The sequence below is a fragment of the Sphingobium sp. DC-2 genome, assembly GCF_000722555.1.
Classification (GTDB): Bacteria; Pseudomonadota; Alphaproteobacteria; order Sphingomonadales; family Sphingomonadaceae; genus Sphingobium; species Sphingobium quisquiliarum.
Genome location: NZ_JNAC01000035.1, coordinates 232070 through 255659, shown reverse-complemented (window position 1 = coordinate 255659; position 23590 = coordinate 232070). Strand labels below are relative to the sequence as shown.

Here is a 23590-nt window from a genome sequence, read left to right as displayed (position 1 = left end):
GCAAGGCAATCAGCGGCTTGCCCCAAACAGGATCAAGGCTAGGGTGCGGCCATGACGTCGCGACTTGCCCGGCCGCTGGCCATCCTCGCCCTGTTCCTGCTCCCCATCCAGCCTGCGCAGGCGCGGGAAGCTGTCTCGCTCAGTGCTACCGTGTCCGCCGCCGATCCTCGCGCGGCGGCGGCCGGTCAGGAGATATTGCGCGAAGGGGGCAGCGCCACCGACGCCGCCATCGCGATGATGCTGGCGCTGAACGTGGTGGAACCGCACAATAGCGGCATCGGCGGCGGCGGCTTCCTGATGCATCATGGCGGCAAGACCGGCCTGCTCGAATCGATCGACGGCCGGGAAACCGCGCCTGCCGCCGCGCGGCCTGACCGTTTCCTGGGGCCTGACGGCAAGCCGCTGGCCTTCCGTGACGCCTGGCCGGGGGGCTATTCGGTGGGCGTGCCGGGCAATCTGCGTCTCGCCTGGATGGCCCACCGGAAATGGGGCAAGCTTCCCTGGGCGCGGCTGTTCGATCCGGCCATCCGCCTGGCAGCCGAAGGTTTCGAGGTACGCCAACGGCTGGATACGGCGATGAAGGCGGTGGCCCCGATCTGGGCCGATTTCCCGGAGATACAGAAATATTTCTGGGTGAACGGAGCGCCCGCGCCGATCGGCACCATGCTCAAAAATCCGCCCTTGGCCGACCTGTTCCGCCGAATCGCGGCGGAAGGACCGGATGCCTTCTATAAGGGAAAAACGGCCGAGGCGATCGCCAAGACCGTCACCTCCGCACCCAAAAACCCGGTGCCGATGACGCTGGAGGATCTTGCCTCCTATCAGGCCAAGCCGCGCAAACCGGTCTGCGGGCCTTATCGCGTCTATACGGTCTGCGGCATGGGTCCGGCCTCTGCGGGCGGCATCACCGTGCTGCAAATATTGGGCATGGTGGAACAATTCCCGGTCGCACGCTGGGGCAAGGATGATCCGCGATCCTGGCACGTCATCGGCGAAGCCATGCGCCTTGCCTATGCCGATCGTGACACGTGGCTGGGCGATCCCGATTTCGTGAAAGTGCCGGTCGTGGGGCTGATCGACCCCGGCTATCTCAGGCAGCGGGCGGCGCTGATCTCCCTGGATCACGCGCGCGGAAGCTATCCGCCGGGCACGCCACCGATGGCGGAGCCGCGCACCCCAGCCCGGCCGCAACCCGAAAGCGGAACCAGCCATTTCGTCGCGGTGGACAAGGATGGCGATATCGCCAGCTGGACGTCCACGATCGAAAGCTTTTTCGGCAGTCAGCTGATCGCCGACGGCGTCATTCTCAATAATGAACTAACCGACTTCAGCTTCACGCCCGAAAGGAACGGGGCGCCCGTCGCCAACCGGGTAGAGCCGGGCAAGCGCCCGCTGTCGTCGATGTCGCCGACCATCGTCTATGACCGGAGCGGCACGCCTGTCTTCACCATCGGCGCGGCGGGCGGACGCACCATCATCATGCAGGTCGCTAAGGCGCTGATCGCCCATTTCGACTGGCGCCTGTCAGCGCAAGAATCGATCGCACTTGGATTAGAATATTTCAATTCCGATGGGCTCGTGCTTGAGAAAGGCACGTCGCTGGAGGCGATGAAGGCTCCGCTGGAGCGGCTGGGGCATAAGGTGACCGTCGCACCGATGGGCCTCAAGGCCAATGCCGCAGAGCGCGGGAGCGACGGCCATTGGACCGGGGCCGCCGATCCGCGCAGTCCCGGCGTATCCTTGCAGGAGTGACGGCGGGCTGCTGCCCGTTCGCCCTGATCTTGCCTAAGGCTTTCGCTTCGCAGAGGCAGGGGCATCGACAGCCTCAGCCCGAACGGCTCCTAATTAACGGGGCTGGCGTTCTAACCCAATTTCAGACCGGCGACATTGAAGGTGAAGGGGAAGCTCTTGTCCTTGGGCCCTACCACCAGCTTGACCTTCACGGTCTTGCTGTTCCGTATCGCTTCATAGGCTTTTGACGCGGGCAGGACTTCGATGCCGTCCTTGTTCTCCGTCATGCGGCCCTTCCATTCATGCGTCTTCCCATCGTCCGTCACCGCCGTGACATGGCAGTCGGACAAGTCGCAGGTGAACGGCGCGCCAACCAGCTTGACGGTCACTTGCGCTCCGCCCTCCTTCAACGGCTGGACGAGCAGCACGGAAAAGCTGTCGGGGGCCGTCATGGTGGAAACGCCGTTCGTGCTGCCGATATAGGCGAGTTTGGGTTTCGCGCCCTCCCCGCCTTCATATTTCCACTGCTGGCCGATCTGTTCGCGCTGGGTCGGTTCCTTCTCACCGGACGAGCAGGCCGTCATCAGCCCGATCGCCGCCAGCGCCATGATGCCGCGCATCGCGCTTCTCCTTATTCCGTTCCGTTACGGAAGGAGAACGCCCCGCAGGCGTCAGGTTTCCGTGGGCGAGGCGTAGCGCGCCGCCGTCTGGCGGATGAGCGCGATCATGTTGGGGATGCCCTGAGTGCGATTGGAACTGAGCTGATTCCTGAGATCGAAGGGCGCAAGAGCCTGTTCGATATCGGTCGCGCTGATTTCCGCAGGCGAACGGTCCTGCACCGTCAGCAGCACCAGGGCGATGATCCCCTTGGTGATCGCGGCATTGCTGTCAGCCAGGAAATGCAGCCGCCCATCGTCCAGCACCGTCGGGTAGACCCACACCGCCGCCGAACAACCGCGCACCAGCGTCGCGTCGGTCTTTAGCGCATCGGGCATGGGCTCCAGCGCCCGGCCAAGGTCGATCAACAGCCGGTAACGGTCGTCCGCATCCAGAAATTCATATTCTTCCTGAAGATCGGCGATGGCGGGCTGGTCGGTCATATCCGCCATATAGGGGGAAAAGCAGCCCTGCAAAGCTGCTTTTCAAGACATCAGATATCGACCCCTGCGGCAATCGCCTCCAGCTTGCGGATGCGTTCCTTGAGGTCCGCAACCTCGATCCGCGCGCTGGCGTTGGACGGCCCCGCGTCCGGCCGTCCCAGTTCCGCACGCTTTAGCTCCAGCCAGCCGCTCCACCCGCGCAATCCCGCCACCGCGACGATCGCCAGGCCCAGCAGGCTGCTCACTGAAACAATGAAAATCGAAAGGGGCTCCTGCATATCGACCCTCCTCCATCGTAACGTCAGTCACGCTCACGCAGCTTGTCAAACTCGCGTTCCAGCGCACTGCCGCTGTCGGTCGCCAGCCGTTCGAGCACGGCGACCCGCTCTTTCAGCGCTTTCACTTCTGCCCGCAGCCGCTCGGCTTCGGGGTCGGGTCCGCGCTGGACCAATTCCTCGCCGCGATGACGGCGGACGATGCCATATTTGGCGCGGACGACGCTTGCCACAGCGGCGATGGCGACGATCGCGACCACCATTTCAAACGGGTTCATGAATGAGTGCCTCCCTTGTCCAGCGCCTCAGCGCAGGCTGTCGATTTCGTCGGCCAGCCTTGTGTTGCGGCTGGTATAATGGGTTTCGATGTCGGCCAGGCGGCGATCGATGTCGCGGAACTTGGACCGGACATCGCGCGCCGAACGCGCCGGATTGGTGCGCACACCCTGCCAGAATTTCTCGTCATCCCGGTCGGCATAGAGGCCCGCCGGCTTGTTTTCGGCGAAATGAGCGACGGCGAAATAGGCGATCAGCGACCAGGGGAAAGCCCCCATCAGCGTCAGCAGCACCGCGCCGACGCGGACCCACACCACGTCGATGCCGCTATAGTCGGCGATGCCGGAACAGACGCCCAGCCATTTGCCATTCTGCTTGTCCAGGTAGAATTTGGTGCGGCGGCCGCTCATGTCAGTTCCTCCGGTCGAAATCATAGTCATCGTCCTGTGGCGGACGCGCGGGGCGGAAGTCGGGATTGTCGGCCGCGACGATCCGTTCGACCGTCTGCAACCTGTCCTCCAGCCGCCGGGCGAGCAGGTGCAGTTCGTCCAGCAGCCGCTCATCCTCATCGGTGATCTTGGGCGCCTGCTTCCACTTGGTGGAATAGTGCAGGATCAGCCAGGGCATGCCGATGAACAGCATGCCGCAGATCATGATGGGCAGGAACACGTCCTCCATGCGTCATTCTCCCTTGTTCATGCTGGCCTTGAGAGCGGCAAGTTCGGCATCGACCTTGTCGGAGGACTGAAGCTCGGCAATCTCATCCTCCAGCGTGCGGCGCTGCTGCCCCATGCCCATGGCGTCGGCGCGCCCTTCGGCCATGTCGACCCGCCGTTCCAGCATGTCGAAGCGGGCAAAGGCATCATTCACCTTCTCGCCCGCATAGGCTTCGCGGACCCGCAGCCGGTTCTGCGCGCTTTCCATGCGCGTCACCAGGCTGTTCTGGCGGGTGCGGGCCTCGCGCAGCTTGGCTTGCAGCTTGGCGATATCCTCTTCCGAAGCACGCAGCGCTTCATCCAGCACCTCGATCTCGTGCGAAAGCTGCTCCGCCATGTCGGCCGCCTTCTGCTTTTCGACCAGCGCGGCCTTGGCCAGATCCTCCCGGTCCTTGCTGAGCGCCAGTTGCGCCTTTTCGGTCCAGTTGTCCTGAAGCGCCTGTAGCTTGCCGATGTGGCGGCGCATTTCCTTCTGGTCCGCGATGGTGCGGGCGGCCGATGCGCGCACTTCGACCAGCGTCTCCTCCATCTCAAGGATGATCATGCGGATCATCTTCGCCGGGTCTTCCGCCCGGTCGAGCAGGTCGGTGACGTTGGCGGCGATGATGTCGCGGGTGCGGGAAAAGATACCCATGTGAACTTCACTCCTCAGGAAATCGGGGCGCGTCAGGCCAGATAGCGCAAGATTAGCGGGCCATCGCCACAGGTCAGGACGGCGGCTTCGCTGGCCTTTGCGGGACCGGCGGCGGAAAGGATCATGGTCGATCCGAACAGGATGGCGGCGAAGGCGATGAACAGGAGCCTGCCCTTTGCTCCGCTTTCTTCATTGTCCGTGTCCATGAGTTATCTCCCTGCTGACTGCCAATGCGGCGCCGCCTTGCTGACGGCTTGCGCTCAGCATTGCATGGCCCGTGCCAAATGAGAGACATGGCCGGAAATCAGGCTTTTTGACTCTTTCGCGGCCGTCTTACCCCAGGCGCCTTGCTATCATATGGGATTTTTCGCCATATGTTGGGAATGGAGAAGAACAGCCAATTCATCGGCGAGTCCCTCGCCTTCCTCGATGCGGTGGAGCAGGCGAGCCGTGCGGCCGAACTCAACCGGCCGGTCCTCATCATCGGGGAGCGCGGCACCGGCAAGGAACTTGTAGCGGAAAGGCTGCACCGCCTGTCCCCGCGCTGGGGCGAGCCGCTGATCGTCATGAACTGCGCGGCGCTGCCCGAAACATTGATCGAGGCGGAACTGTTCGGCCATGAACAGGGAGCGTTCACCGGAGCGGCGCGGGCCCGCGCTGGCCGGTTCGAGGAGGCGGACGGCGGCACGCTGTTCCTCGACGAACTGGGCACCCTATCGATGGCGGCGCAGGAACGGCTGCTGCGCGTGGTGGAATATGGCGAAGTGACACGCATCGGCGCTTCGCGGGCGAAAATAGTGGATGTCCGCATCATCGCGGCCACCAATGAAGACCTGCCGGAAGCGGCCGCCGCCGGGCGTTTCCGCGCGGACCTGCTCGACCGGCTGAGCTTCGAGGTGATCACTCTTCCCCCGCTGCGCGCGCGGGAAGGCGATGCCGCGGTGCTGGCCGGCCATTTCGGGCGGCGGATGGCGGCAGAACTTGGCTGGCCGCGCTGGCCGGGTTTCACGCCGGACGCTATGGCAGAGCTTGAAGCGCATCCCTGGCCCGGCAATGTGCGGGAATTGCGCAATGTCGTGGAACGCGCCGTCTATCGCTGGACCGAACCCGCCCAGCCCGTGGCCCGCATCATCTTCGATCCCTTCGCTTCGCCCTGGAAGCCTGCGGGCGGGACGCCAGCACCTTCACCGGAAGCGCCGCCCGTGGCCGATGTGCCCGGCCTTGAGGCGATCAGCGACCTCAAGGCCGCTGTCGACGCGCATGAGGCGGCGATCGTCCGGGCGGCGCTGCAACGCCATCGCCACAACCAGCGCGCGACGGCCAAAGGCCTGGGCCTCACCTACGACCAATTGCGACACTGCCTGAAAAAACATGGCCTGACCGCAGGCTAGGACGAGAGGCTCAGCGCGTCGGCACCGGCTCCGCGCCCGAATAGTCGTAGAAGCCCCTGCCCGTCTTGCGGCCAAGCCAGCCCGCCTCGACATATTTGACCAGCAACGGCGCGGGCCGGTATTTGGGGTCGCGCGTCGTCGTCTGGAGCACGTTGATCGCCTCCAGGCAGGTGTCGAGGCCGATATAGTCGGCCAGAGTCAGCGGACCCATCGGGTGATTGAGGCCCAGCCGCACCCCGGTGTCGATATCCTGCATGGTCGCCACGCCCTCGCCCAGGGCGAAGACCGCTTCGTTGAGCATGGGCAGGAGGATGCGGTTGACGACGAAGCCCGGCGCATCGAACGCATGCACCACCTGTTTGCCGAGGCGCTCGACATAAGCCTGCACGGCGGCCACGGCCTCGTCAGAGGTGGCGAGGCCGCGAATGACCTCGACCAGCGCCATGACCGGCACCGGATTGAAGAAGTGGACGCCCAGGAAACGCTCCTTGTCCGGCACCGCCTGCGCCAGCCGCGTGATGGGAATGGAGGAGGTGTTGGACGCCATGATCGCGCCGGGCGAAAGCAACGCGGCGGCATTGGCGAAGATCGTCCGCTTGATGTCCTCACGCTCGGTCGCCGCTTCGATCACCAGTTGCGCTTCGGCAAGGGGGGCCAGATCGCCGCTGACGCGGATGCGCGCCATTGCCGCGTCCATGTCCGCCTGGCTCTGCTTGCCCTTCTCCACCGCCTTGGCGAGCTGCTTCGCCACGCCGTCGCGGCCCTTTTCGGCGCGCGCGAGATCGACGTCGCACAGGATGACGTCATAGCCCGCCTGCGCCGACACCTGCGCGATGCCAGCGCCCATCTGACCAGCGCCGATAACGCCTATAACCCGGATCTCCGCCATAGCCTTGCCTCCGCCAGGATTGATTTTGCCGATCCCCTAGCGGCAAGGCGCGGACGCGGCCAGCGCTTTTACAGTCCGGGCAATCGGGGCAAGCGGCACGCGGCGGGACGGAAAGCCCTGCTCGCCCGGCAGGATGGTTTGACGGACCTCATTTCCGTCTTTGCGCCTTGGCCGCAGGATGGCTAAAAGGCCGCGCATGTCCGCTTCTGAGCCCATGCCCGTTCCGGCGACCGGAAGGTTCGCCGGTGCGGCGCATCTTTTTCCCTTGCGCGTCTATTTCGAGGACACGGACCTGTCCGGCCTCGTCTATCACGCCAATTATCTGCGCTATATGGAACGGGCGCGGTCGGACATGCTGCGCGTCGCCGGGATCGACCAGCGCGCCACGCATGAAGCGGGCGAGGGCGTCTATGCCGTCACCGATATCAAGATCAGCTACCGCCGCCCCGCGCGCCTGGACGATGACCTGCTGGTGGAAAGCCGCCTCACCGCTTTCAGCGCGGCAAGCTGCGTCATTCATCAGAGAGTCAGGCGCGGGGAGGAAATACTGACGGACGGCGAAGTCTCGGTCGCCTTCCTGACTCAGCAGGGCCGCCCGCAAAGGCAACCCAAGCCCTGGATCGATATTTTCAGCCGTTTGATGAAAGGGGAAGACATCAACCCATGAGCCTCATGATGCCCGACGTTGGCGCAGCAGCCGGCGCCGCCGCGCAAGCCGCCACCATTTCGCCGCTCGCCCTGTTCCTGCAGGCGGACATCGTCGTGAAGGTGGTGATGCTGGGGCTTCTGCTTGCCAGCATCTGGACCTGGGCGATGATCATCGGCTTCACCTTCACCCTGCGCCGGGCCAGCCGCCAGAGCAGCGCGTTCGAGGCGGATTTCTGGAAGGCGGAGGATATCGACCGCTTCTATGAGGCGCGTGGCAAGGCCGACTTCCCCGCTGCCAAGGTGATGGCCGCCGGGGTCACCGAATGGCGCCGCTCCACCGCGCAGAAAGTGATCGATCGCGAAGGCACGCGCGACCGGCTGTCCACCAGCATGTCGAGCACGATCGCGGCCGAAGTCGATCGCTTGTCGGACCGCCTCAACATCCTGGCCACGATCGGTTCGGTCGCCCCCTTCGTCGGCCTGTTCGGCACGGTATGGGGCATTATGCGGGCGTTCACCGCGATCGCGGCCGAACAGAACAGCTCGCTCGCCGTGGTCGCGCCGGGCATCGCCGAAGCCCTGTTCGCCACCGCCATCGGCCTGTTCGCGGCCATCCCGGCGGTGATCGCCTACAACCGCTTCAGCCACGGCATCAATCGCATGGAAGCCAAGCTCACCCGTTTCGCCGACGGATTCTATTCGACGCTGAGCCGCGAGCTGGAGGCGCAGCGGTGATGATCTGTCCTTCTCCGTTCAGCCCGAGCTTGTCGAAGGCCATGCCTGAACGAAGTGAAGGCGCTTCGCCTGCGGCTCAGCAGAAGGCTTCGACAGGCTCAGCCCGAACGGGGGTTCCCATGGCCTTCTTTTTGGAAAGGCACGCCTGATGGCCATGTCCGGGCCTCCTTCCGGCCGCCGGGGACGCGGGCGCGCGCCGATGGCGGACATCAATGTGACGCCTCTGGTCGACGTCATGCTGGTGCTGCTCATCATCTTCATGGTGACCGCGCCGCTGCTTGTGACGGGCGTTCCCGTCAATCTGCCGGAAACGCGCGCCAAGGGGCTGGACCAGGACCAGAAGCCGACGGTCGTGTCGGTGGACCGGGACGGCGCGATCTTCATTGATGACGATCAGGTGAGCGATGCCGATCTGCCGAGCCGCCTGGCCGAGATCATGGCCGCCAATGCCGGCCAGCCCGATCCGCCCCAGATCTTCCTGCGCGCCGACACGGCGCTGGATTACGGGCGGGTGATGCGGGTGATGGGCGAGTTGAACCGCGCTGGGCTGAACAAGGTCGCGCTGGTCAGCACCGGGGCGGAGAATGGCTCTGGCCCGTCCGCATCCGTCAGCAGCGGTTCAGAATAGGAGCCATAGGGACTCGTGGCTATGGAGCGGGCGGAGAAAATAGGGCTTGGCGTCGCGACAGCGGGGCATGTGCTGCTGTTCGGGCTCCTGTCGGCCGGTTTCCTCGCCACGCCCAATCCGTTGAAGCTCAAATCGCCGCCGATGGACGTCAGCCTGGTGGACGAGGTCGCGCTGGAATCCATGGCCCCACGGGTGTCGACGCAGCCGCCGCCCCCCAGCGTTGCGCCGGAGAAAGGTCCCGCCGAGGACGCCGCGCCCGCACCCGCGCCAGTGCCGGAACCTGCGCCAGTACCCGAACCTGAACCTGCTCCCGCGCCCGCGCCCGCGCCTCCTCCGCCGAAGCCTGCTCCGCCGAAGAAGGACGTGCCCAAGGCCGCGCCCAAACCAAAACCCAAGCCCGCGCCTGAAAAACCGGCGTCCAGGCCGAAACCGGCGCCCGAAAAGCCGGCAGTGAAATCGAAGCCTGCGCCGACTAATCCCAAGCCCAAGGCGGCAGCCCCGGCCCCTGCGCCATCGAAGTCCAAGGCCACGCCGAAGGCGGACGCCCCCGCCCGCGCGTCCGGCGAGGGCAAGGCGCAGAAGCCGCGCGGTTCCCTGCTGGGCAAGGATTTCCTAAAGGGCATCGATACCAGCGCTGACGCGCCGCGCACGCCTGCGCCGCCCCCCGCCGCAGCCATGGGTCCGGCGCAGAAGGCGGCGCTCAACAATGTGATCAGCAATCAGATCTATCCGCATCTGCGGCTGCCGTCGGGGGCCGATGTCGAACTGCTCGTGGCGCTGCTGGACGTGAAGCTCGACCGCAATGGCCGCGTCGTCGGCAGGCCGGAAGTGATCGACGTGCAGGGCGTGAATGACAGCAACCGCCCGCAGGTTTCCGTCTACAAGGAACGGGCGATCCAGGCAGTGTTGCAGGCGTCGCCCTTCCAGAACCTGCCTTCGGAATATTACGACCAATGGAAATGGCTCAAGCCGCTCAGAGTCTATGCAAGGAAGGCGCGATGAAAGCTTTTGGACTATCTGCCCTGGCCGTGATGTTCGCGGCCGCTTTCGTGGCCGCGCCTGTCCAGGCGCAGCTGTCGGTCGACGTCACCGGCGAGATCGACAGCAACCTCAAGATCGTCGTGCCAGCCCTGCCGCCGCAGGCCGAAGTTTCCACCCCGGCCGGGTCCTCGACCGAACTTGGCCGCAAGATCGCCGAAGTCATCGCCACCGACCTCAAGGGGTCGGGCCTGTTCGATCCGTCCGGCCCCGGCGGCGTTCCCGCCATCGCCTTCCCGGAAGTCACCAATCCGGCCTATGACAAATGGGGCGCTTACGAGGCGCTGGTGCAGGGTTTCGTCCGCACCACGGGCGGTGAGGCGGACATCACCGTGGGCTGCTATCTCTACGATGTCGCGCTCAAGCAGGAGCTGACGCGGCAGGGCTATGTCGTCGCACCGCGCGACTGGCGGCGCGCCGCGCATAAATGCGCCGACGCCATCTATGCCCGCCTGTCGGGAGAAAGCCCCTTCTTCGACAGCCGCATCGCCTATATCGCGGAAAGCGGCCCCAAGGGGAACCGCACCAAGCGGCTGGCCATCATGGACAGCGACGGCGCGAACCACCGCTTCATCACAAATGGCCAGTCGATCGCCCTCACCCCGCGTTTCTCGCCGGATTACAAGTCGATCGTCTATGTGAGCTACCTCAACAACCGGGTGCGCATCTATGTCTATGACATCGGCACCGGCAGGCAGCGGCTGGTGACGGAAAGCAACAATCCCACCTTCGCGCCGCGCTGGTCGCCCGATGGGCGCAACATCCTCTTTTCCATGGCGGTGGCGGGCAATACCGACATCTATCGCGTGCCCGCCAGCGGCGGAACGCCGACACGGCTCACCACCGCGCCGGGCATCGATGTCGGCGGCAGCTATTCGCCGGACGGCACCAGGATCGTCTTTGAAAGCGACCGTTCGGGCAGCCAGCAAATCTATGTGATGAACGCTGACGGTTCAGGCCAGCGCCGGATCAGCCATGGCGGCGGCCGCTATGCCACGCCCGAATGGAGCCCGCGCGGCGACCTGATCGCCTTCACCAAGATTTCCGGCGATTTCAAGATCGCGGTCATGACGCCAACCGGCGACAATGAGCGCATTCTGACCAATGGCTGGCAGGACGAACAGCCGACCTGGTCGCCCAATGGCCGCGTGCTGCAATTCTTCCGCACCACCCCCGGTCGCGAAGGCAGCAGCCAGGTGTGGCAGGTCGACCTGACCGGCGTGAACGAGCGGCGTATCCCCACACCGCTCAGCGGTTCGGACCCCGCCTGGGGCCCCTTGCTTCCCTGACATGGAACTCTATCGTCCCGGCGGCGTAACGATCTTTAGCGCCGCCGCGGATTCAACTCGCTCCAAAGGAGATGCCGATGAAACTGTCCCGCCCCCTGCTGATCGCCGCTTCCGTCCTCGCGCTGGCCGCATGCGGGAAGAAGGCGCCCAAGGACCTGCCGCCGCCGCCCGCCGGGGATACCAGCGCGCAGACCGGCACCGGCACGGGAACCACCAGCGGCCCGGTTAAGGGCAGCCAGGAGGATTTTGTCGCCTCCGTCTCGTCTGACCGCATCTTCTTCGGCACCGACCAATATGATGTCGATGCGCAGGACCAGCAGACGCTCCAGAGCCAGGCCGCCTGGCTGCAACAGAACCCCAATGTGCGCGTCACGATCGAAGGCCATGCCGACGAGCGTGGGACGCGCGACTATAATATCGCGCTGGGCGAACGCCGCGCCAACGCCGCGAAAAACTATCTCGCTTCGCTGGGCATCGACCCCAGCCGGATCAACACGGTGAGCTATGGCAAGGAGCGCCCGGCCGCGCTGGGTTCGGATGAATCCGCCTGGGCGCAGAACCGCCGGGCCGTCACCGTGACTGTCCAATATTAAAGCCTACGGGTCGCGGTCGGGGCGCGCGGTCACGGCAGGTCACGCTTTATCCCGGCCGGAGCGGTCCCTAAGCCTGCCCCCGGCGCTCGGCGATGCGGCGGGCGATCAGTTCCATCATGTTGACGGTGATTTCGACCGCGGCGTCGGGAACGCCGTCGAACAGATCGCGCGCCAGATCGCCCAGGCGCGCCTCGATCCGTCCGGCAAGGTCCCGGCCCCCAGGCGTGAATTCGACGCGGTTCGATCTTTTGTCCTGCGGATGGGGAAGGCGTTCGATCAGCCCCATCGCCGCGAGCTGATCCAGCGTCCGCACCAGCGATGGCTGGGTGATGCCCAGTTCGTCGGCGAGGTCCGCCTGCCGCACATCCGGCCCCAGCCGGGCGAGGTGCACCAGGCACCATCCAGCGCTGGCCGAGACCCGCAACTCCGCCAATGCCTGGTCCGCCAGATGCCGCCAGCTTCGCGCCACCTGCGGCATCTTCTGCACCAGCGCGTGCGTCAGGACGGACCGGGACATCAGGAAGGACGCGCGGCGCTGTCAGTCACGGGCGGCAGCGCCCCTCACTTGCGCCGGGTGCCGGAAAAGCCCGCCGCGCCGAATGCGCCCAGTTGCATGGTGCCGTTGATCGTGTCGCCGTCCACCACCGCTTCGCATTCCATGGTCATCGGCATGGGCAGTGTCATGTTCATCTTCCAGCTGAGCTTGTCGCCGTCCACCTTGCCTTCATCGACGTCCAGCGACCCCATCATGCCAGCAAAGGTGCCGTGAAAGCTGTTGCCGGAGCTGATGACCGTGAACACCCCCTTCTGATCGCCCAGCGGCGTCTTCGCCACGCAGTCATAAGCGCCATCGACATTCGCCATCATTCCATCTCCTTGAGCTGCCATCAGTCGGCAAGTGTTCCCATTTCGACGGGCAAGCCCACCGCGTCAAGCTGCGGCCGGACCAGCTTCGCATCGCCCACGACAACCCAGATCAACCGATCAGGGTCGATCGCCTCGCGCGCTGCCTTGTCGAGATCGGCCGCCGTCATCGCCCGGTAAAGGCCGGGCAGCTTTTCGTAAAAGTCGTCCGGCCGGCCCAGCAGGCGGTTGCGCATCATCGCGGCCATCAGGTCGGACGAGGTTTCGAAGCTGCCCGGCAGCGACAATATCTGGCTGTTGATGGTCTGGTTGCGTTCGGCCTCTGTGGTGCCCTTGGTGGTCAGGAAATCGGCTATGTCCTTGCGCGCGGCGGCGATGGACGCGCCGGTCTTGTCCGTCTGCACGGGCGCATAGACCAGCAGCGGGATCGTTTCCTTCACCCCCGGCAGCATGCTGCCAGCGGAATAGGCCCAGCCCTTGCTTTCCCGCAGGTCCATGATCAGCCGCGACGTCGAACTGCCGCCCAGAACTTCATTGGCGGTCAGCAGGGTCACGGGATTATTGGTGCCCTGCTTGTTCGTCAGCAGGCCCGCAAGGATCATCGATTGCGGGCTTTGCGGCTTGTCCACCAGGACGATCCGCGCGGGACGCATCATGCGATCCATGCGGAACAGCTTCGTGCCCCTGGGGACCGCCGGAGCCTTCCAGTCGCCAAAGCGCTTTTCCAGCAGCGGCATGATTTCAGCAAGGCTGGTGTCGCCGGTTACGAAGATGGTCGCATTGTCAGGCCGCATCCATCTGTCATGGAACGCCGCCAGATCCGCCCGCGTGACCGCCTTTACCCCGCTTTCCGTGCCGGAACCGGTGAAAGGAATGCCGTAGGGATGCGCCCCGCCATAGAGCAGGGGCGGCAGCAGACGCTGAGCGATCGCCATCGGCTCGGTCTTTTCAGCGGCGATGCGGGTCAGCAACTGACCGCGAAGCCGCTCGACCTCGGCAGGCGCGAAGGCGGGATTGCGGATGATGTCGGCGAGCAGGCCCAGCGACGCGTCGAGATTGGGCTTGAGCGCATAAAGGCCGATATTGGTGGCATCCATGCCGTTGCTGGCGCCGATCGACGCGCCCAGCCGCTCCTGCTCCTCGGCGATCTGCACCGAGCTGCGCGTTTTCGTGCCTTCGTCCAGCAGGGCCGTGGTCAGCGCCGCCGTGCCCAGCCTGGCCTTGTCATCGGCGGCATTGCCAGCGTCGAAGGAGACAGAAACCCGAACCACCGGAACGGTGGCGCGGCGGGCGAAGACGACCGGGATGCCGTTTTTCAGCTTCGCCTGTTCGACATCGGGGAAGTCCAGGTCCTTGACCGGCTCGATCGGCGGTTCGGCGACCTTCGTGCGCGGCGGCGGGGTGGCTGCGACCGGCGCGGGCTTGCCCGGATCGCGGAAATAAGCGGGATGATGCGTCACATTGCCCGCCAGCGCATTATCCTCCGCCGACCGCTCTCCCGGCGCGACGGTCAGGCGGAATACCGGCCGTCCCAGCCATTTGCGGGCGGCGTCGCCAACGGACTGCGGCGTGGCGGCGGCGTAGAGGGCCAGATCCTTCTTATATTTGCCCGGATCATTCGAATAGACCGCGCCTTCGGCCAGCGTCACCGCCTTGCCGCTGAAGCCGCCGACCTTTTCGAGACCGGCGATCGTGCCCGAAAGCTGCTGCGTCGCTGCGCGCTGCACTTCGTCGGCGGCCGGCCCCCTGGCAAGATAATCGGCGAGCAACTGGTCGAGCCGCTTGCCGACGGCGACAGCGTCCTGCCCCGGCTTCACATCGACCGTGATCTCAGCGATGGACAGCTTCTCGAACGGCTGGATGCTGGCCTTGACGCCGACCGCAACCTTTTCCTGCCGCACCAATATATTGTCGAGGCGGGACGATTTGAGGCCGCCGAACACCGCCATGGCAAGGTCAAGCTGCGGCAGGTCGGCCGAATTCACCCCCGGCACGATCCAGTTGCGGTAGAGCCGGGTCGCCGCGACATTGTCATGCATCAGCTTTTCGACATCCTTGTCGAGCGTGGGCACCGATGCGTCCACATCCCTGGGCGCGGGCCCCGCGGGAATGTTGCCGAACCACTTTTCGACCTTCGCCCTGGCGGCGGGCACGTCGATGTCCCCGGCCAGCACCAGCACGGCGTTGTTGGGGCCGTAATGCGTCTTGAACCAGTTCTGCACGTCGGCAAGGCTGGCGGCGTTCAGGTCGGCCATCGAACCGATGGTCGAATGCCGGTAGGGATGGCCTTCGGGCAAGAGGGCCGCGAGCTGCGCATATTCGACGAGGCCATAGGGCTCATTCTCGCCCATGCGCTTTTCATTCTGGACGACGCCCCGCTGGGTATCGAGCTTGGCCTGGGTGACGGCGCCCAGCAGATGGCCCATCCGGTCGGACTCAAGGAACAGCGCCCGGTCGAGCGCGCCGGTGGGCACCGTTTCGAAATAGTTGGTGCGGTCGAACCAGGTGGTGCCGTTCCAGTCGGTCGCGCCGATATCCTCCAGCCTTCCGAAGAACGGCCCGTCGGCATTTTCCGATCCGTAGAACATGAGATGTTCGAACAGATGGGCAAAGCCCGTCTTCCCCTTGGGCTCGAAGCGCGATCCGACATGATACCAGACCGACACCGCCACAACCGGCGCCTTGCGATCGGTATGGACGATGACGCGCAGGCCGTTTTTCAGCGTGAACTGCTCATAGGGAATGTCGACCGCGGCGACGAGGCGGGACAGCGGCGCGGGGGCGGCGGCCGGAGCGGGCGCAGCCGCCAGCGCGGGAACGGCCAGGATCGGAAGGGCCAATGAGGACAGGCCAAGCGACAATGCCACGCGGCGCGACAGGGGAAGAAATGACATGAGCGCCCTCATCAAAGGTCGGGATCAGGCCGCAAGGAACAGCGGCAGGCCATGGCAGCATAGCGAGCGGCTTTCACGGCGCAATATGCATTAGGCTGGACAGCGGGAACAGGCGCGATAGGCTATCTGCTTCAAACATAAGAAGGTTCACGCCGATGCGCCCCCTGATGATCTTGCCCGCCCTCGCTCTGACGCTTGCTGTGCCCATGGCCGCAGCAGCGCAGCCCGCCGCCATATCCGCCGGACAGATCCGCGCCGATGTCGCCTTCCTGTCGGACGATCTGCTGGAAGGGCGCGACGCCGGGACGCGCGGCTATGACATCGCGGCCCGCTATGTCGCCGCCCGCTTCGAAGCGCTGGGCCTGCATCAGGCGGTGCGGGATAGCTGGTATCAGCCGGTGACGCTGTCGGTCGCGCGGCTGGCCGGGGACAGGAAAGCCTCGCTCACCATCGGCGGCAGGCGCTTCGACAATGGCGGCGACGTCGCCATCGCTCCCTTCGGCCGGGAACCGCAGCAGGCGCTGGAGGCCCAGGCGGTGTTCGTCGGCTATGGCCTGAAATCCGCGCGGGAGAAGATAGACGACTATGCCGGGCTCGACCTGAAAGGCAAGATCGCGGTGGCGCTGTCCGGCTCGCCCGTCGGCATGCCCAGCGAAGTCGGCGCGCATCTGGCCGCCGAAAAGGCGCTGGCCGCGCAGGAAGCGGGCGCCATCGGGTTGATCACCATCCCCACCGACGCCATGCTGGGCCGCACATCCTGGACGAAGATCAAGAGCCGGGCGCAGGAACCGGCTGTCAGCTGGCTGGAGACGGACGGCCAGCCTTTCGTCCGCACCCCCGGCATCCGCATCACCGCCACAGTCAATGATGCGGCCGCTGACGCATTGCTGGCCGGATCGGGCCACAAGCTTGGCGCCCTGCGCGCGCAGGCTGCGAAAAAGGGCGGAAGGCCCAGGGGCTTCGCGCTCAAGCCGTCCGTCCGCATCGAACGGTCCAGCAGCGCCGCCACCGCGCCCAGCCGCAACGTCGTCGCCATCCTGCCCGGTTCCGATCCCGTGCTGGGGCAGGAATATGTCCTGCTGATGGCGCATCTCGATCATCTGGGCGTCAAGGACAGCGCGCCGGGCGCGGACAAGATATACAATGGCGCGATGGACAATGCGTCCGGCGTCGCGACCATGCTCGCGGTGGCGAAGGCCTTCGCTGAAAGCGGCCACCGGCCCAAAAGGTCGATCCTGTTCGCCGCGGTCACGGCAGAGGAGGACGGCCTGCTCGGATCGCAATTCCTTGCGAAAAACCCGGTGCTGCCGCAGGGCGGCAAGCTGGTGGGCGTGGTCAATCTCGATATGCCGATCCTGACCTATGACTTTCAGGATGTGGTGGCCTTTGGCGCGGAGCATTCGACGCTTGGGCCGGTCGTCGCGAAGGCGGCGGGAGCGGAGGGCGTCTCGCTCTCTCCCGACCCGCTGCCCGCCGAAGGATTGTTCACGCGATCCGACCATTATCGCTTCGTGCAGGAAGGCGTTCCAGCGGTCTTCCTGATGACGGGTTTTGCGGGACCCGGACGGCAGGCGTTCGAACATTTCCTCAAGACCGACTATCACCAGCCGTCCGATCAGATGAGCCTGCCCTTCAACTGGGACGCGGCCGCCAAGTTCGCCAGGGTCAACTATGCCATCGCGCGCGAGATCGCGGACCAGCCGCAAGCGCCGCGCTGGTACAAGGGCGATTTCTTTGGCGACGCCTTTGCGCCGGACGCGGCGAAGGCGGCCAAACCGTAAAGCTCACCCCGTGAAGGCAGGAGCCTGGTCCGCCTTCTGAACCCGGTTTCCGTCTTCGCAGGAACATGGAGTATCAGCCTAAGGAATTTTGCGTAGCGCCTCTTGTGTGTCTTTTATGCCACATTACATCCGGGCAAGTTTCACGAAGGGTTAGCTCATGAACCTCGAAAAATTCACTGACCGCGCCAAGGGCTTCCTACAGGCGGCCCAGACCGTCGCAATTCGGATGAACCATCAGCGGATCAGCCCGGAGCATCTTTTGAAGGCGCTGCTGGAGGATAATCAGGGCATGGCGTCCGGCCTGATCAAGGCGGCGGGCGGCGATGCCGCCGTGGCGGCGCGGGAGACCGACGCGGCGCTGGCAAAGGTGCCCGCAGTGTCCGGCAGCGGAGCGCAGCAGACCCCCGGCCTTGACAATGATGCGGTGCGGGTGCTGGACAGCGCGGAGCAGGTCGCGGCCAAGGCGGGCGACAGCTTCGTCACCGTCGAGCGGCTGTTGCTGGCGCTCACCCTCGCCACCACGACGGCGGCGGGCAAGGCTTTGGCGGCGGCGGGCGTGAAGGCGGAAGGGCTGAACGCGGCGATCAACAGTCTGCGCGGCGGGCGCACTGCCGATACGGCGGGTGCGGAGGATCGCTATGACGCGCTCAAGAAATTCGCCCGCGACCTGACCGAAGCGGCGCGCGAAGGCAAGCTGGACCCGGTGATCGGCCGTGACGAGGAAATCCGCCGGACGATCCAGATCCTGGCGCGGCGAACCAAGAACAACCCCGTGCTGATCGGTGATCCGGGCGTGGGCAAGACCGCGATCGCGGAGGGCCTTGCGCTGCGCATCGCCAATGGCGACGTACCCGACACGCTGAAGGACCGCACGCTGATGGCGCTCGACATGGGGAGCCTGATCGCGGGCGCGAAATATCGCGGCGAGTTCGAGGAGCGGCTGAAGGGCGTTCTCGACGAGGTGAAGGCTGGTGAAGGCCAGATCGTCCTGTTCATCGATGAGATGCACACGCTGATCGGCGCGGGCAAATCCGAAGGCGCGATGGATGCGGGCAATCTGTTGAAGCCCGCCTTGGCGCGCGGCGAGCTGCACTGCATCGGCGCGACGACGCTGGATGAATATCGCAAATATGTCGAGAAAGACCCGGCGTTACAGCGGCGGTTCCAGCCCGTGTTCGTGGGCGAGCCGACGGTGGAGGACACCATCTCCATCCTGCGGGGCCTCAAGGAGAAATATGAGCTGCACCATGGGGTGCGGATCACTGATGGCGCGATCGTCAGCGCGGCGACGCTGTCCAACCGCTACATCACCGACCGTTTCCTGCCGGACAAGGCGATCGACCTGATGGACGAGGCCGCGTCGCGGCTGCGCATGGAGGTGGAGAGCAAGCCGGAAGAGATCGAAACGCTCGACCGGCGGATCATCCAGCTCAAGATCGAACGCGAGGCGCTGCGCAAGGAGACCGACAAGGCGTCGAAGGATCGTCTGGAGGCGCTGGAGGAAGATCTCGCCAATCTGGAGGAACAGTCGGCGGCGCTGACGCAGCGCTGGCAGGCGGAGAAGGACAAGATTGCGGGCGAAAGCAAGCTCAAGGAGCAGCTGGACGCCGCGCGTGTGGAGCTGGAGCAGGCGCAGCGGGCGGGCGACCTCGCCAAGGCGGGCGAACTGGCCTATGGGCGCATTCCCGAGCTGGAGCGCAAGATCGCCGAGGCGGAAGGCGCGACCGAGGGCGCGATGCTGCGCGAGGAAGTGACGAGCGAGGACATTGCCTCGGTCGTGTCGCGCTGGACCGGGATCCCCGTCGACAAGATGATGGAAGGCGAGCGGGAGAAGCTGCTCGCCATGGAAGAGGAACTGGGCAAGCGCGTCATCGGGCAGGCCGATGCGGTGAAGGCCGTGTCGACAGCCGTGCGCCGGTCGCGGGCTGGCTTGCAGGACCCGAACCGGCCGCTTGGGTCGTTCCTGTTCCTGGGGCCAACGGGCGTCGGCAAGACGGAGTTGACCAAGGCGCTTGCCGGATTCCTGTTCGACGACGACAGCGCGATGGTGCGCATCGACATGAGCGAGTTCATGGAGAAGCACTCGGTCGCCCGGCTGATCGGCGCGCCTCCGGGCTATGTCGGCTATGAGGAAGGCGGCGTGCTGACCGAAGCAGTGCGGCGGCGGCCCTATCAGGTCGTGCTGTTCGACGAGGTGGAGAAGGCGCATGGCGACGTGTTCAACGTGCTGCTGCAAGTGCTGGATGATGGCCGCCTGACCGATGGGCAGGGACGCACTGTGGACTTCACCAACACGATCATCGTGCTGACATCGAACCTGGGCAGCCAGTTCATTGCGGGCCTTGCCGATGACGAGCCTGTGGAGAAGGTCGAGGACCAGGTGATGGACATCGTCCGCGCCCATTTCCGGCCGGAATTCCTGAACCGGCTGGACGAGGTGATCCTGTTCCACCGCTTGGGTCCGAGCCATATGGCGCCCATCGTGGACATTCAGGTCGCACGCGTGGCGAAGCTGCTGAAGGACCGCAAGGTGACGCTGGACCTGACGGACGGCGCGCGGGCGTGGCTGGGGCGGGTCGGTTACGATCCGATCTATGGTGCCCGGCCGTTGAAGCGGGCGGTGCAGAAATATCTGCAAGACCCGCTGGCGGACCTGATCCTGCGCGGCGAAGTGCCCGATGGATCAACGGTGCGCGTGGATGAAGGCGATGGCGCGCTCAAGCTGAGCGTGGGGTGATGTCTCCATGCTCCTGCCCTCGCAGGCGCGCATAGCACAAAGGGGCGCTTCCGTGATGGAAGCGCCCCTCCTTTTTTGCCTTTGCGAGACCCGAAGGATCAGTAGTTCACCTTGATACCCATGTTGAAGTAGCGGCCAAGGATACCCAAACCACCCTGAACCGGGTTGTAGGCGTGGGCGCCATAGGTCACCGGATCAATCGGTGGCAGATCGTCGAACACGTTCAGCATGCTGGCGTAGAAGGTGAAGTTGTCGTTCACCCGGACCTGCGCATTGAGGTCGAAAGTCAGGTAATCATCGACCTTGCACGGCAGATAACCGGCGGTCATCTGGCCGCAGTCCTTATAGTCGTCACCCTGGTCCATGGCCGACAGGTCATAGCCGCCGAAGAAGTTCAGCGTGCCGGTCAGCGCGAACTTGCCAAAGTCCAGCGTGTTGAGCCAGGTGCCGCGCCATTTCGGCGTGCCCGACCCTGCGGTCAGGTTGAAGTTGCCGAGCGTGCCGTCATAGCGCTGGGTCGACCCGTCGGGGAAGGTCGTGGACAGCTTGATGATATAGCTGCCTTCCAGCGAAGTCGTCCAGGTGATGCTGTCATTGAGCTTGATCTGCGCGTTCGCCGCGAAATCGAGGCCCTGCGACTTGATCGTGTCGGCGTTGATGAAGCCGGACTGGACGAAAGCGACGCGCGGCTGGCGCGTATCGCCCGGAGCGATGGGCACATCTTCGATGATGTTGAAGCCCGCGGGGATCGGCTGTCCGGCATAGTAGGCTTGGAGCGCCGGAGTGTTATCCGCGGTTGTGATCGCACCCGTCTTCTTGATGTTATAATAATCGACGGAGAAGCTGACATTGCGCATCGGCTCAACCAGGATGCCCAGCGTGAAGCTGCGCGACTTTTCAGGCTTGAGGTCAGGGTTGCTCAGCGAAGTCTGACCATAGCTGCCGTTGCGAATATATTGCGGGCAAGCATCATCGAAAGTGGCCACGGTGCAGCCATATTGCGCCAGATAGGCATCGTTGAAGATATTTGCCGTGTTGGTCACGAAGCCGGTCGTCGGGAAGGTCGCGTTCGCTTCCCCGAAGCTGGGGATGCGGAAACCCTTCGAATAGGTGCCGCGCAGCAGCACTTCACGCACTGGCTTGAACTTCACGCCCACCTTGGGAGAGAAGTTGTCTATCCCGCCCGAATAGCGGTCGTAACGGCCCGAGGCGTTCAATTCGACCTGATCGATGATGGGAGCGATCAGTTCCGCATAGGCCGAATAGACCTTGCGATCGCCCTTCACGGCAAAGCCGTTCAAGCGATAATAGCGTTCCGTGCCGCCATTGATGTCGGAATTGAGCGACGGAGAGTCGATCGCTTCATAGCGGAACGATACGCCCGCGCCGAACTGGAGCGGCCCACCGGGCAGGTCGATGAGGCTGCCCTGAACCGTTCCCTGAACCTGTACGAGGTCCGAAGTGGAGGTCGCGGTGGCCGTGGGCATCAGATAGTCCAGCGTAGCCTGGCTGTTTGCCGCCGGATTGATGAAGTTGAAGCTGCCATCGGCGATCACGTCGAGCAGATGCTGGATGTACACATAGCCGTCCGACTTGCGGCGAAGGTCCATGTGCATCGCGGTGGCGTCGACCTGATAGCTCCAATTGTCGTTGATCGGTCCCTTGATCCCGATCGCGCCGCGATAGGCGCGCGTGCGGGATTCGTCATGCTCGATGGAATTGGGAAGACGGCCGATGATGGCGGCATTCTGCCCTTCCGCCGCAAACGGATTGTTGGGGTTCAGCGTTCCGTTCGCCGCCGTGCAGGCGACGGTCGTGCCACGGGGGCAGACATAGACCGGCAGCTGAAGGATCGTATTGCCGCCATAATAAGCGACATTGCCCGAGGTCGAGTAGCGCGGGAAGTAGAAAGGCGCTGGCGCATTGGCCCTGATCGTGGTGGGCAGGCCATCATAGCCGACGTCGGTTTGCAGGAAGTTGAACTGCGCATAGGCTTCGCTGTCATCGCCGATCCGCGCCGTGAAGCGCGCCGACAGCCCGAAGCGCTGGATGTCGGGATTGATGACGCCATAATTGTTCGTCAGATCTTCCTGGCACACCGTGGTCGGAGCGGCGGCGTTGATCAGGTTGCCGTCAGGGTCCGTTGCCGCCAGATCATCAGGCGTAAGCGTATAGGGCGTGCTCCGGTTGCAGCCAGCCAAGGGATTGAGAATCTGGTAGCGGCCGGTCTGCGCACCGGTTGCCGAAGCAGGATTGGCGCGGCGAACGAAGAAAGTGCTGCCGGTATTAGTGACGACAGGGCTGAAACCGGGATAGGCGCCGGTGTCGTCAAGACCGTCAACGACATTGTTGGGACCGCAATTGCCGTCACGGCAGATATTGCGATAATCGTCGCTGTTATAAGGATAGGGCCGCTGATTATTTTTCAGCTGCTTGCTCTTATAGTAAAAGCCGCTGATGTAGGCATTGTAGCCATCGTCATCGATGTCGCCCTTGCCCGCCGTCAGTGACAAACGGTACTGAGCACCGTCGCCCCGGCTGGAAATGCCTGTTTCGGCACGGCCGGAAATGCCCTTGAATTCGCGCTTGGTGATGATGTTGACGACACCCGCGATCGCGTCCGCGCCGTAGCTGGACGACGCCCCGTCGCGCAGCACCTCGACATGGTCGACAATGTCATCAGGGATCGTGTTCAGATCGACGAAGTTGCGCGTGCCGTCATCCGACAGCGGGTAATAAGCGGCGCGCATGCCGTCGAACAGCACGAGCGTGGAATTGGTCGAAAGGCCGCGAAGCGACACGGCCGATGCACCGGCTGCGAACGCGCCGTTGGCGGAGAAGCTGTTGGTCAGCGCCGGGCCATTGTTGGAGGCAATCCGCTGAATGCCCTCCTGCACCGTGCTGATGCCACGCTGGTCGAGATTTTCGACTGAGATGGTGGTCACCGGCGAAGGTGTTTCCGCATCCGTCCGGCGGATGATGGATCCCGTAACGATAATCACGTCGCCTTCCGGCCCGGCGGCCTGGGCGGCGACGGCGTCCGGCGAAGTGTCTTGCGCATAGGCAGGTGCGGCCACAGCAGCGAAGCCTGCGCCGGTGAAGGCAAGCGCCCGCAGCGCCGCGCTGGCGCGCAGCCATCCGTAGTTAGAATTGTTCCTCACAGTCCAGTCCCTTGCTCTGGAGTCGCGCAGATGGCTCTGCACGCCTTAGTGTGACGCATGAAAAGGAGTGTAAGGAGCCCGACAGCAAACCCCTTTCCATACGTGCTGCGGCCAGTCTGCGCAGTCGTTGTAAGAGTGTAAAGCAACGTTGATGGGGCGGGATAAAATTGTTCTTTTACTGTCGTAAATTTGCCACATAGGCGTCATGAC

General features: G+C 64.4%; 23 protein-coding genes. 10 read left to right on the top strand and 13 right to left on the bottom strand.

Going from position 1 to position 23590, the window contains the following annotated elements; genetic code table 11:
- Window positions 1–51: 51 nt before the first annotated feature.
- Window positions 52–1752: a gamma-glutamyltransferase gene (gene ggt / locus ET21_RS0107720; protein WP_030539207.1), complete on the top strand. Its 1701-nt coding sequence runs from the start codon at window positions 52–54 to the stop codon at window positions 1750–1752.
- 110 nt (window positions 1753–1862) lie between these two features.
- Here ggt and ET21_RS0107715 read toward each other — a convergent pair whose 3' ends face one another.
- Genes ET21_RS0107715 through ET21_RS28160 form a run of 8 tightly spaced genes read right to left on the bottom strand, consistent with a single transcriptional unit; the run spans window position 1863 to window position 4938 of the window.
- Window positions 1863–2351, bottom strand: a complete 489-nt coding sequence (locus ET21_RS0107715) for a hypothetical protein (RefSeq protein WP_030539206.1) — start codon at window positions 2349–2351, stop codon at window positions 1863–1865.
- A 51-nt stretch (window positions 2352–2402) separates the two neighbouring features.
- A complete protein-coding gene (locus ET21_RS0107710; protein ID WP_030539205.1) occupies window positions 2403–2840 on the bottom strand; it encodes a SufE family protein in 438 nt (145 codons plus the stop codon).
- 41 nt (window positions 2841–2881) lie between these two features.
- Window positions 2882–3109 (bottom strand): hypothetical protein, encoded by a 228-nt coding sequence (locus ET21_RS0107705; RefSeq protein WP_030539204.1) that lies wholly within the window; start codon window positions 3107–3109, stop codon window positions 2882–2884.
- Between the two features lie 23 nt (window positions 3110–3132).
- Window positions 3133–3384, bottom strand: coding sequence for a hypothetical protein (locus ET21_RS0107700; RefSeq protein WP_030539203.1), 252 nt, complete (start codon window positions 3382–3384; stop codon window positions 3133–3135).
- Between the two features lie 27 nt (window positions 3385–3411).
- Window positions 3412–3792 (bottom strand): envelope stress response membrane protein PspC, encoded by a 381-nt coding sequence (gene pspC, locus ET21_RS0107695; protein WP_021237189.1) that lies wholly within the window; start codon window positions 3790–3792, stop codon window positions 3412–3414.
- 1 nt (window position 3793) lies between these two features.
- Window positions 3794–4060 (bottom strand): envelope stress response membrane protein PspB, encoded by a 267-nt coding sequence (gene pspB, locus ET21_RS0107690; RefSeq protein ID WP_021237190.1) that lies wholly within the window; start codon window positions 4058–4060, stop codon window positions 3794–3796.
- Window positions 4061–4063: 3 nt separating this feature from the next.
- Window positions 4064–4732 carry a phage shock protein PspA gene (gene pspA, locus ET21_RS0107685; protein WP_021237191.1) on the bottom strand — a complete coding sequence of 223 codons (669 nt, stop codon included), beginning with the start codon at window positions 4730–4732 and terminating at the stop codon, window positions 4064–4066.
- 32 nt (window positions 4733–4764) lie between these two features.
- Window positions 4765–4938 carry a hypothetical protein gene (locus tag ET21_RS28160; RefSeq protein WP_021237192.1) on the bottom strand — a complete coding sequence of 58 codons (174 nt, stop codon included), beginning with the start codon at window positions 4936–4938 and terminating at the stop codon, window positions 4765–4767.
- A gap of 177 nt (window positions 4939–5115) precedes the next feature.
- Here ET21_RS28160 and pspF point away from each other — a divergent pair, with 177 nt between their 5' ends.
- Window positions 5116–6123, top strand: coding sequence for a phage shock protein operon transcriptional activator (pspF, locus tag ET21_RS0107675; RefSeq protein ID WP_030539202.1), 1008 nt, complete (start codon window positions 5116–5118; stop codon window positions 6121–6123).
- Window positions 6124–6133: 10 nt separating this feature from the next.
- On the opposite strand, the gene ET21_RS0107670 is transcribed toward pspF, so the two are convergent.
- Entirely contained in the window at window positions 6134–7012 is an 879-nt protein-coding gene (locus ET21_RS0107670; protein ID WP_030539201.1) for a 3-hydroxybutyryl-CoA dehydrogenase, read from the bottom strand.
- Window positions 7013–7208: 196 nt separating this feature from the next.
- On the opposite strand from ET21_RS0107670, the gene ybgC reads away from it, so the two are divergent.
- The 6 genes from ybgC (at window position 7209) to pal (ending at window position 11943) form a co-directional block, all read left to right on the top strand.
- Window positions 7209–7679, top strand: coding sequence for a tol-pal system-associated acyl-CoA thioesterase (gene ybgC, locus ET21_RS0107665; RefSeq protein WP_021237195.1), 471 nt, complete (start codon window positions 7209–7211; stop codon window positions 7677–7679).
- A complete protein-coding gene (gene tolQ, locus ET21_RS0107660) occupies window positions 7676–8395 on the top strand; it encodes a protein TolQ (protein WP_021237196.1) in 720 nt (239 codons plus the stop codon). Before ybgC ends, tolQ begins: the two co-directional genes overlap by 4 nt.
- Before the next feature lie 148 nt (window positions 8396–8543).
- Complete coding sequence (gene tolR / locus ET21_RS0107655; RefSeq protein WP_030539200.1) at window positions 8544–9023, top strand: protein TolR; 480 nt, start codon at window positions 8544–8546, stop codon at window positions 9021–9023.
- 21 nt (window positions 9024–9044) lie between these two features.
- The gene (locus ET21_RS0107650) at window positions 9045–10025 is read left to right on the top strand and encodes a hypothetical protein (protein WP_030539199.1); all 981 of its coding nucleotides are present in this window, start codon (window positions 9045–9047) and stop codon (window positions 10023–10025) included.
- Complete coding sequence (tolB, locus tag ET21_RS0107645) at window positions 10022–11350, top strand: Tol-Pal system beta propeller repeat protein TolB (RefSeq protein WP_030539198.1); 1329 nt, start codon at window positions 10022–10024, stop codon at window positions 11348–11350. The genes ET21_RS0107650 and tolB overlap by 4 nt, the downstream gene beginning before the upstream one ends.
- Before the next feature lie 77 nt (window positions 11351–11427).
- Entirely contained in the window at window positions 11428–11943 is a 516-nt protein-coding gene (gene pal / locus ET21_RS0107640; RefSeq protein ID WP_030539197.1) for a peptidoglycan-associated lipoprotein Pal, read from the top strand.
- A gap of 67 nt (window positions 11944–12010) precedes the next feature.
- On the opposite strand, the gene ET21_RS0107635 is transcribed toward pal, so the two are convergent.
- From ET21_RS0107635 to ET21_RS0107625, 3 genes are read right to left on the bottom strand one after another with little or no spacing between them, the layout of a single operon-like run.
- Window positions 12011–12460, bottom strand: a complete 450-nt coding sequence (locus ET21_RS0107635) for a MarR family winged helix-turn-helix transcriptional regulator (protein ID WP_030539196.1) — start codon at window positions 12458–12460, stop codon at window positions 12011–12013.
- Between the two features lie 44 nt (window positions 12461–12504).
- Window positions 12505–12807 (bottom strand): hypothetical protein, encoded by a 303-nt coding sequence (locus tag ET21_RS0107630; RefSeq protein WP_030539195.1) that lies wholly within the window; start codon window positions 12805–12807, stop codon window positions 12505–12507.
- Window positions 12808–12830: 23 nt separating this feature from the next.
- On the bottom strand, window positions 12831–15701 hold the full coding sequence (locus ET21_RS0107625; RefSeq protein WP_030539194.1) for a pitrilysin family protein: 2871 nt from the start codon (window positions 15699–15701) through the stop codon (window positions 12831–12833).
- 167 nt (window positions 15702–15868) lie between these two features.
- Here ET21_RS0107625 and ET21_RS0107620 point away from each other — a divergent pair, with 167 nt between their 5' ends.
- Complete coding sequence (locus ET21_RS0107620) at window positions 15869–17482, top strand: M28 family metallopeptidase (RefSeq protein ID WP_237751506.1); 1614 nt, start codon at window positions 15869–15871, stop codon at window positions 17480–17482.
- Window positions 17483–17639: 157 nt separating this feature from the next.
- Window positions 17640–20219 (top strand): ATP-dependent chaperone ClpB, encoded by a 2580-nt coding sequence (gene clpB, locus ET21_RS0107615; protein ID WP_030539192.1) that lies wholly within the window; start codon window positions 17640–17642, stop codon window positions 20217–20219.
- Window positions 20220–20317: 98 nt separating this feature from the next.
- Here the strand turns inward: clpB and ET21_RS0107610 are convergent, their stop codons facing one another.
- Window positions 20318–23380 (bottom strand): TonB-dependent receptor, encoded by a 3063-nt coding sequence (locus ET21_RS0107610; RefSeq protein WP_030539191.1) that lies wholly within the window; start codon window positions 23378–23380, stop codon window positions 20318–20320.
- Window positions 23381–23590: the final 210 nt, after the last annotated feature.

Bases quoted from the DNA above. Each gene is read 5' to 3' on its own strand.
- ggt (WP_030539207.1), top strand. From the start codon at position 52: ATGACGTCGCGACTTGCCCGGCCGCTGGCCATCCTCGCCCTGTTCCTG.
- ET21_RS0107715 (WP_030539206.1), bottom strand. From the start codon at position 2,351: ATGCGCGGCATCATGGCGCTGGCGGCGATCGGGCTGATGACGGCCTGC.
- ET21_RS0107710 (WP_030539205.1), bottom strand. From the start codon at position 2,840: ATGGCGGATATGACCGACCAGCCCGCCATCGCCGATCTTCAGGAAGAA.
- ET21_RS0107705 (WP_030539204.1), bottom strand. From the start codon at position 3,109: ATGCAGGAGCCCCTTTCGATTTTCATTGTTTCAGTGAGCAGCCTGCTG.
- ET21_RS0107700 (WP_030539203.1), bottom strand. From the start codon at position 3,384: ATGAACCCGTTTGAAATGGTGGTCGCGATCGTCGCCATCGCCGCTGTG.
- pspC (WP_021237189.1), bottom strand. From the start codon at position 3,792: ATGAGCGGCCGCCGCACCAAATTCTACCTGGACAAGCAGAATGGCAAA.
- pspB (WP_021237190.1), bottom strand. From the start codon at position 4,060: ATGGAGGACGTGTTCCTGCCCATCATGATCTGCGGCATGCTGTTCATC.
- pspA (WP_021237191.1), bottom strand. From the start codon at position 4,732: ATGGGTATCTTTTCCCGCACCCGCGACATCATCGCCGCCAACGTCACC.
- ET21_RS28160 (WP_021237192.1), bottom strand. From the start codon at position 4,938: ATGGACACGGACAATGAAGAAAGCGGAGCAAAGGGCAGGCTCCTGTTC.
- pspF (WP_030539202.1), top strand. From the start codon at position 5,116: ATGGAGAAGAACAGCCAATTCATCGGCGAGTCCCTCGCCTTCCTCGAT.
- ET21_RS0107670 (WP_030539201.1), bottom strand. From the start codon at position 7,012: ATGGCGGAGATCCGGGTTATAGGCGTTATCGGCGCTGGTCAGATGGGC.
- ybgC (WP_021237195.1), top strand. From the start codon at position 7,209: ATGTCCGCTTCTGAGCCCATGCCCGTTCCGGCGACCGGAAGGTTCGCC.
- tolQ (WP_021237196.1), top strand. From the start codon at position 7,676: ATGAGCCTCATGATGCCCGACGTTGGCGCAGCAGCCGGCGCCGCCGCG.
- tolR (WP_030539200.1), top strand. From the start codon at position 8,544: ATGGCCATGTCCGGGCCTCCTTCCGGCCGCCGGGGACGCGGGCGCGCG.
- ET21_RS0107650 (WP_030539199.1), top strand. From the start codon at position 9,045: ATGGAGCGGGCGGAGAAAATAGGGCTTGGCGTCGCGACAGCGGGGCAT.
- tolB (WP_030539198.1), top strand. From the start codon at position 10,022: ATGAAAGCTTTTGGACTATCTGCCCTGGCCGTGATGTTCGCGGCCGCT.
- pal (WP_030539197.1), top strand. From the start codon at position 11,428: ATGAAACTGTCCCGCCCCCTGCTGATCGCCGCTTCCGTCCTCGCGCTG.
- ET21_RS0107635 (WP_030539196.1), bottom strand. From the start codon at position 12,460: ATGTCCCGGTCCGTCCTGACGCACGCGCTGGTGCAGAAGATGCCGCAG.
- ET21_RS0107630 (WP_030539195.1), bottom strand. From the start codon at position 12,807: ATGGCGAATGTCGATGGCGCTTATGACTGCGTGGCGAAGACGCCGCTG.
- ET21_RS0107625 (WP_030539194.1), bottom strand. From the start codon at position 15,701: ATGTCATTTCTTCCCCTGTCGCGCCGCGTGGCATTGTCGCTTGGCCTG.
- ET21_RS0107620 (WP_237751506.1), top strand. From the start codon at position 15,869: ATGATCTTGCCCGCCCTCGCTCTGACGCTTGCTGTGCCCATGGCCGCA.
- clpB (WP_030539192.1), top strand. From the start codon at position 17,640: ATGAACCTCGAAAAATTCACTGACCGCGCCAAGGGCTTCCTACAGGCG.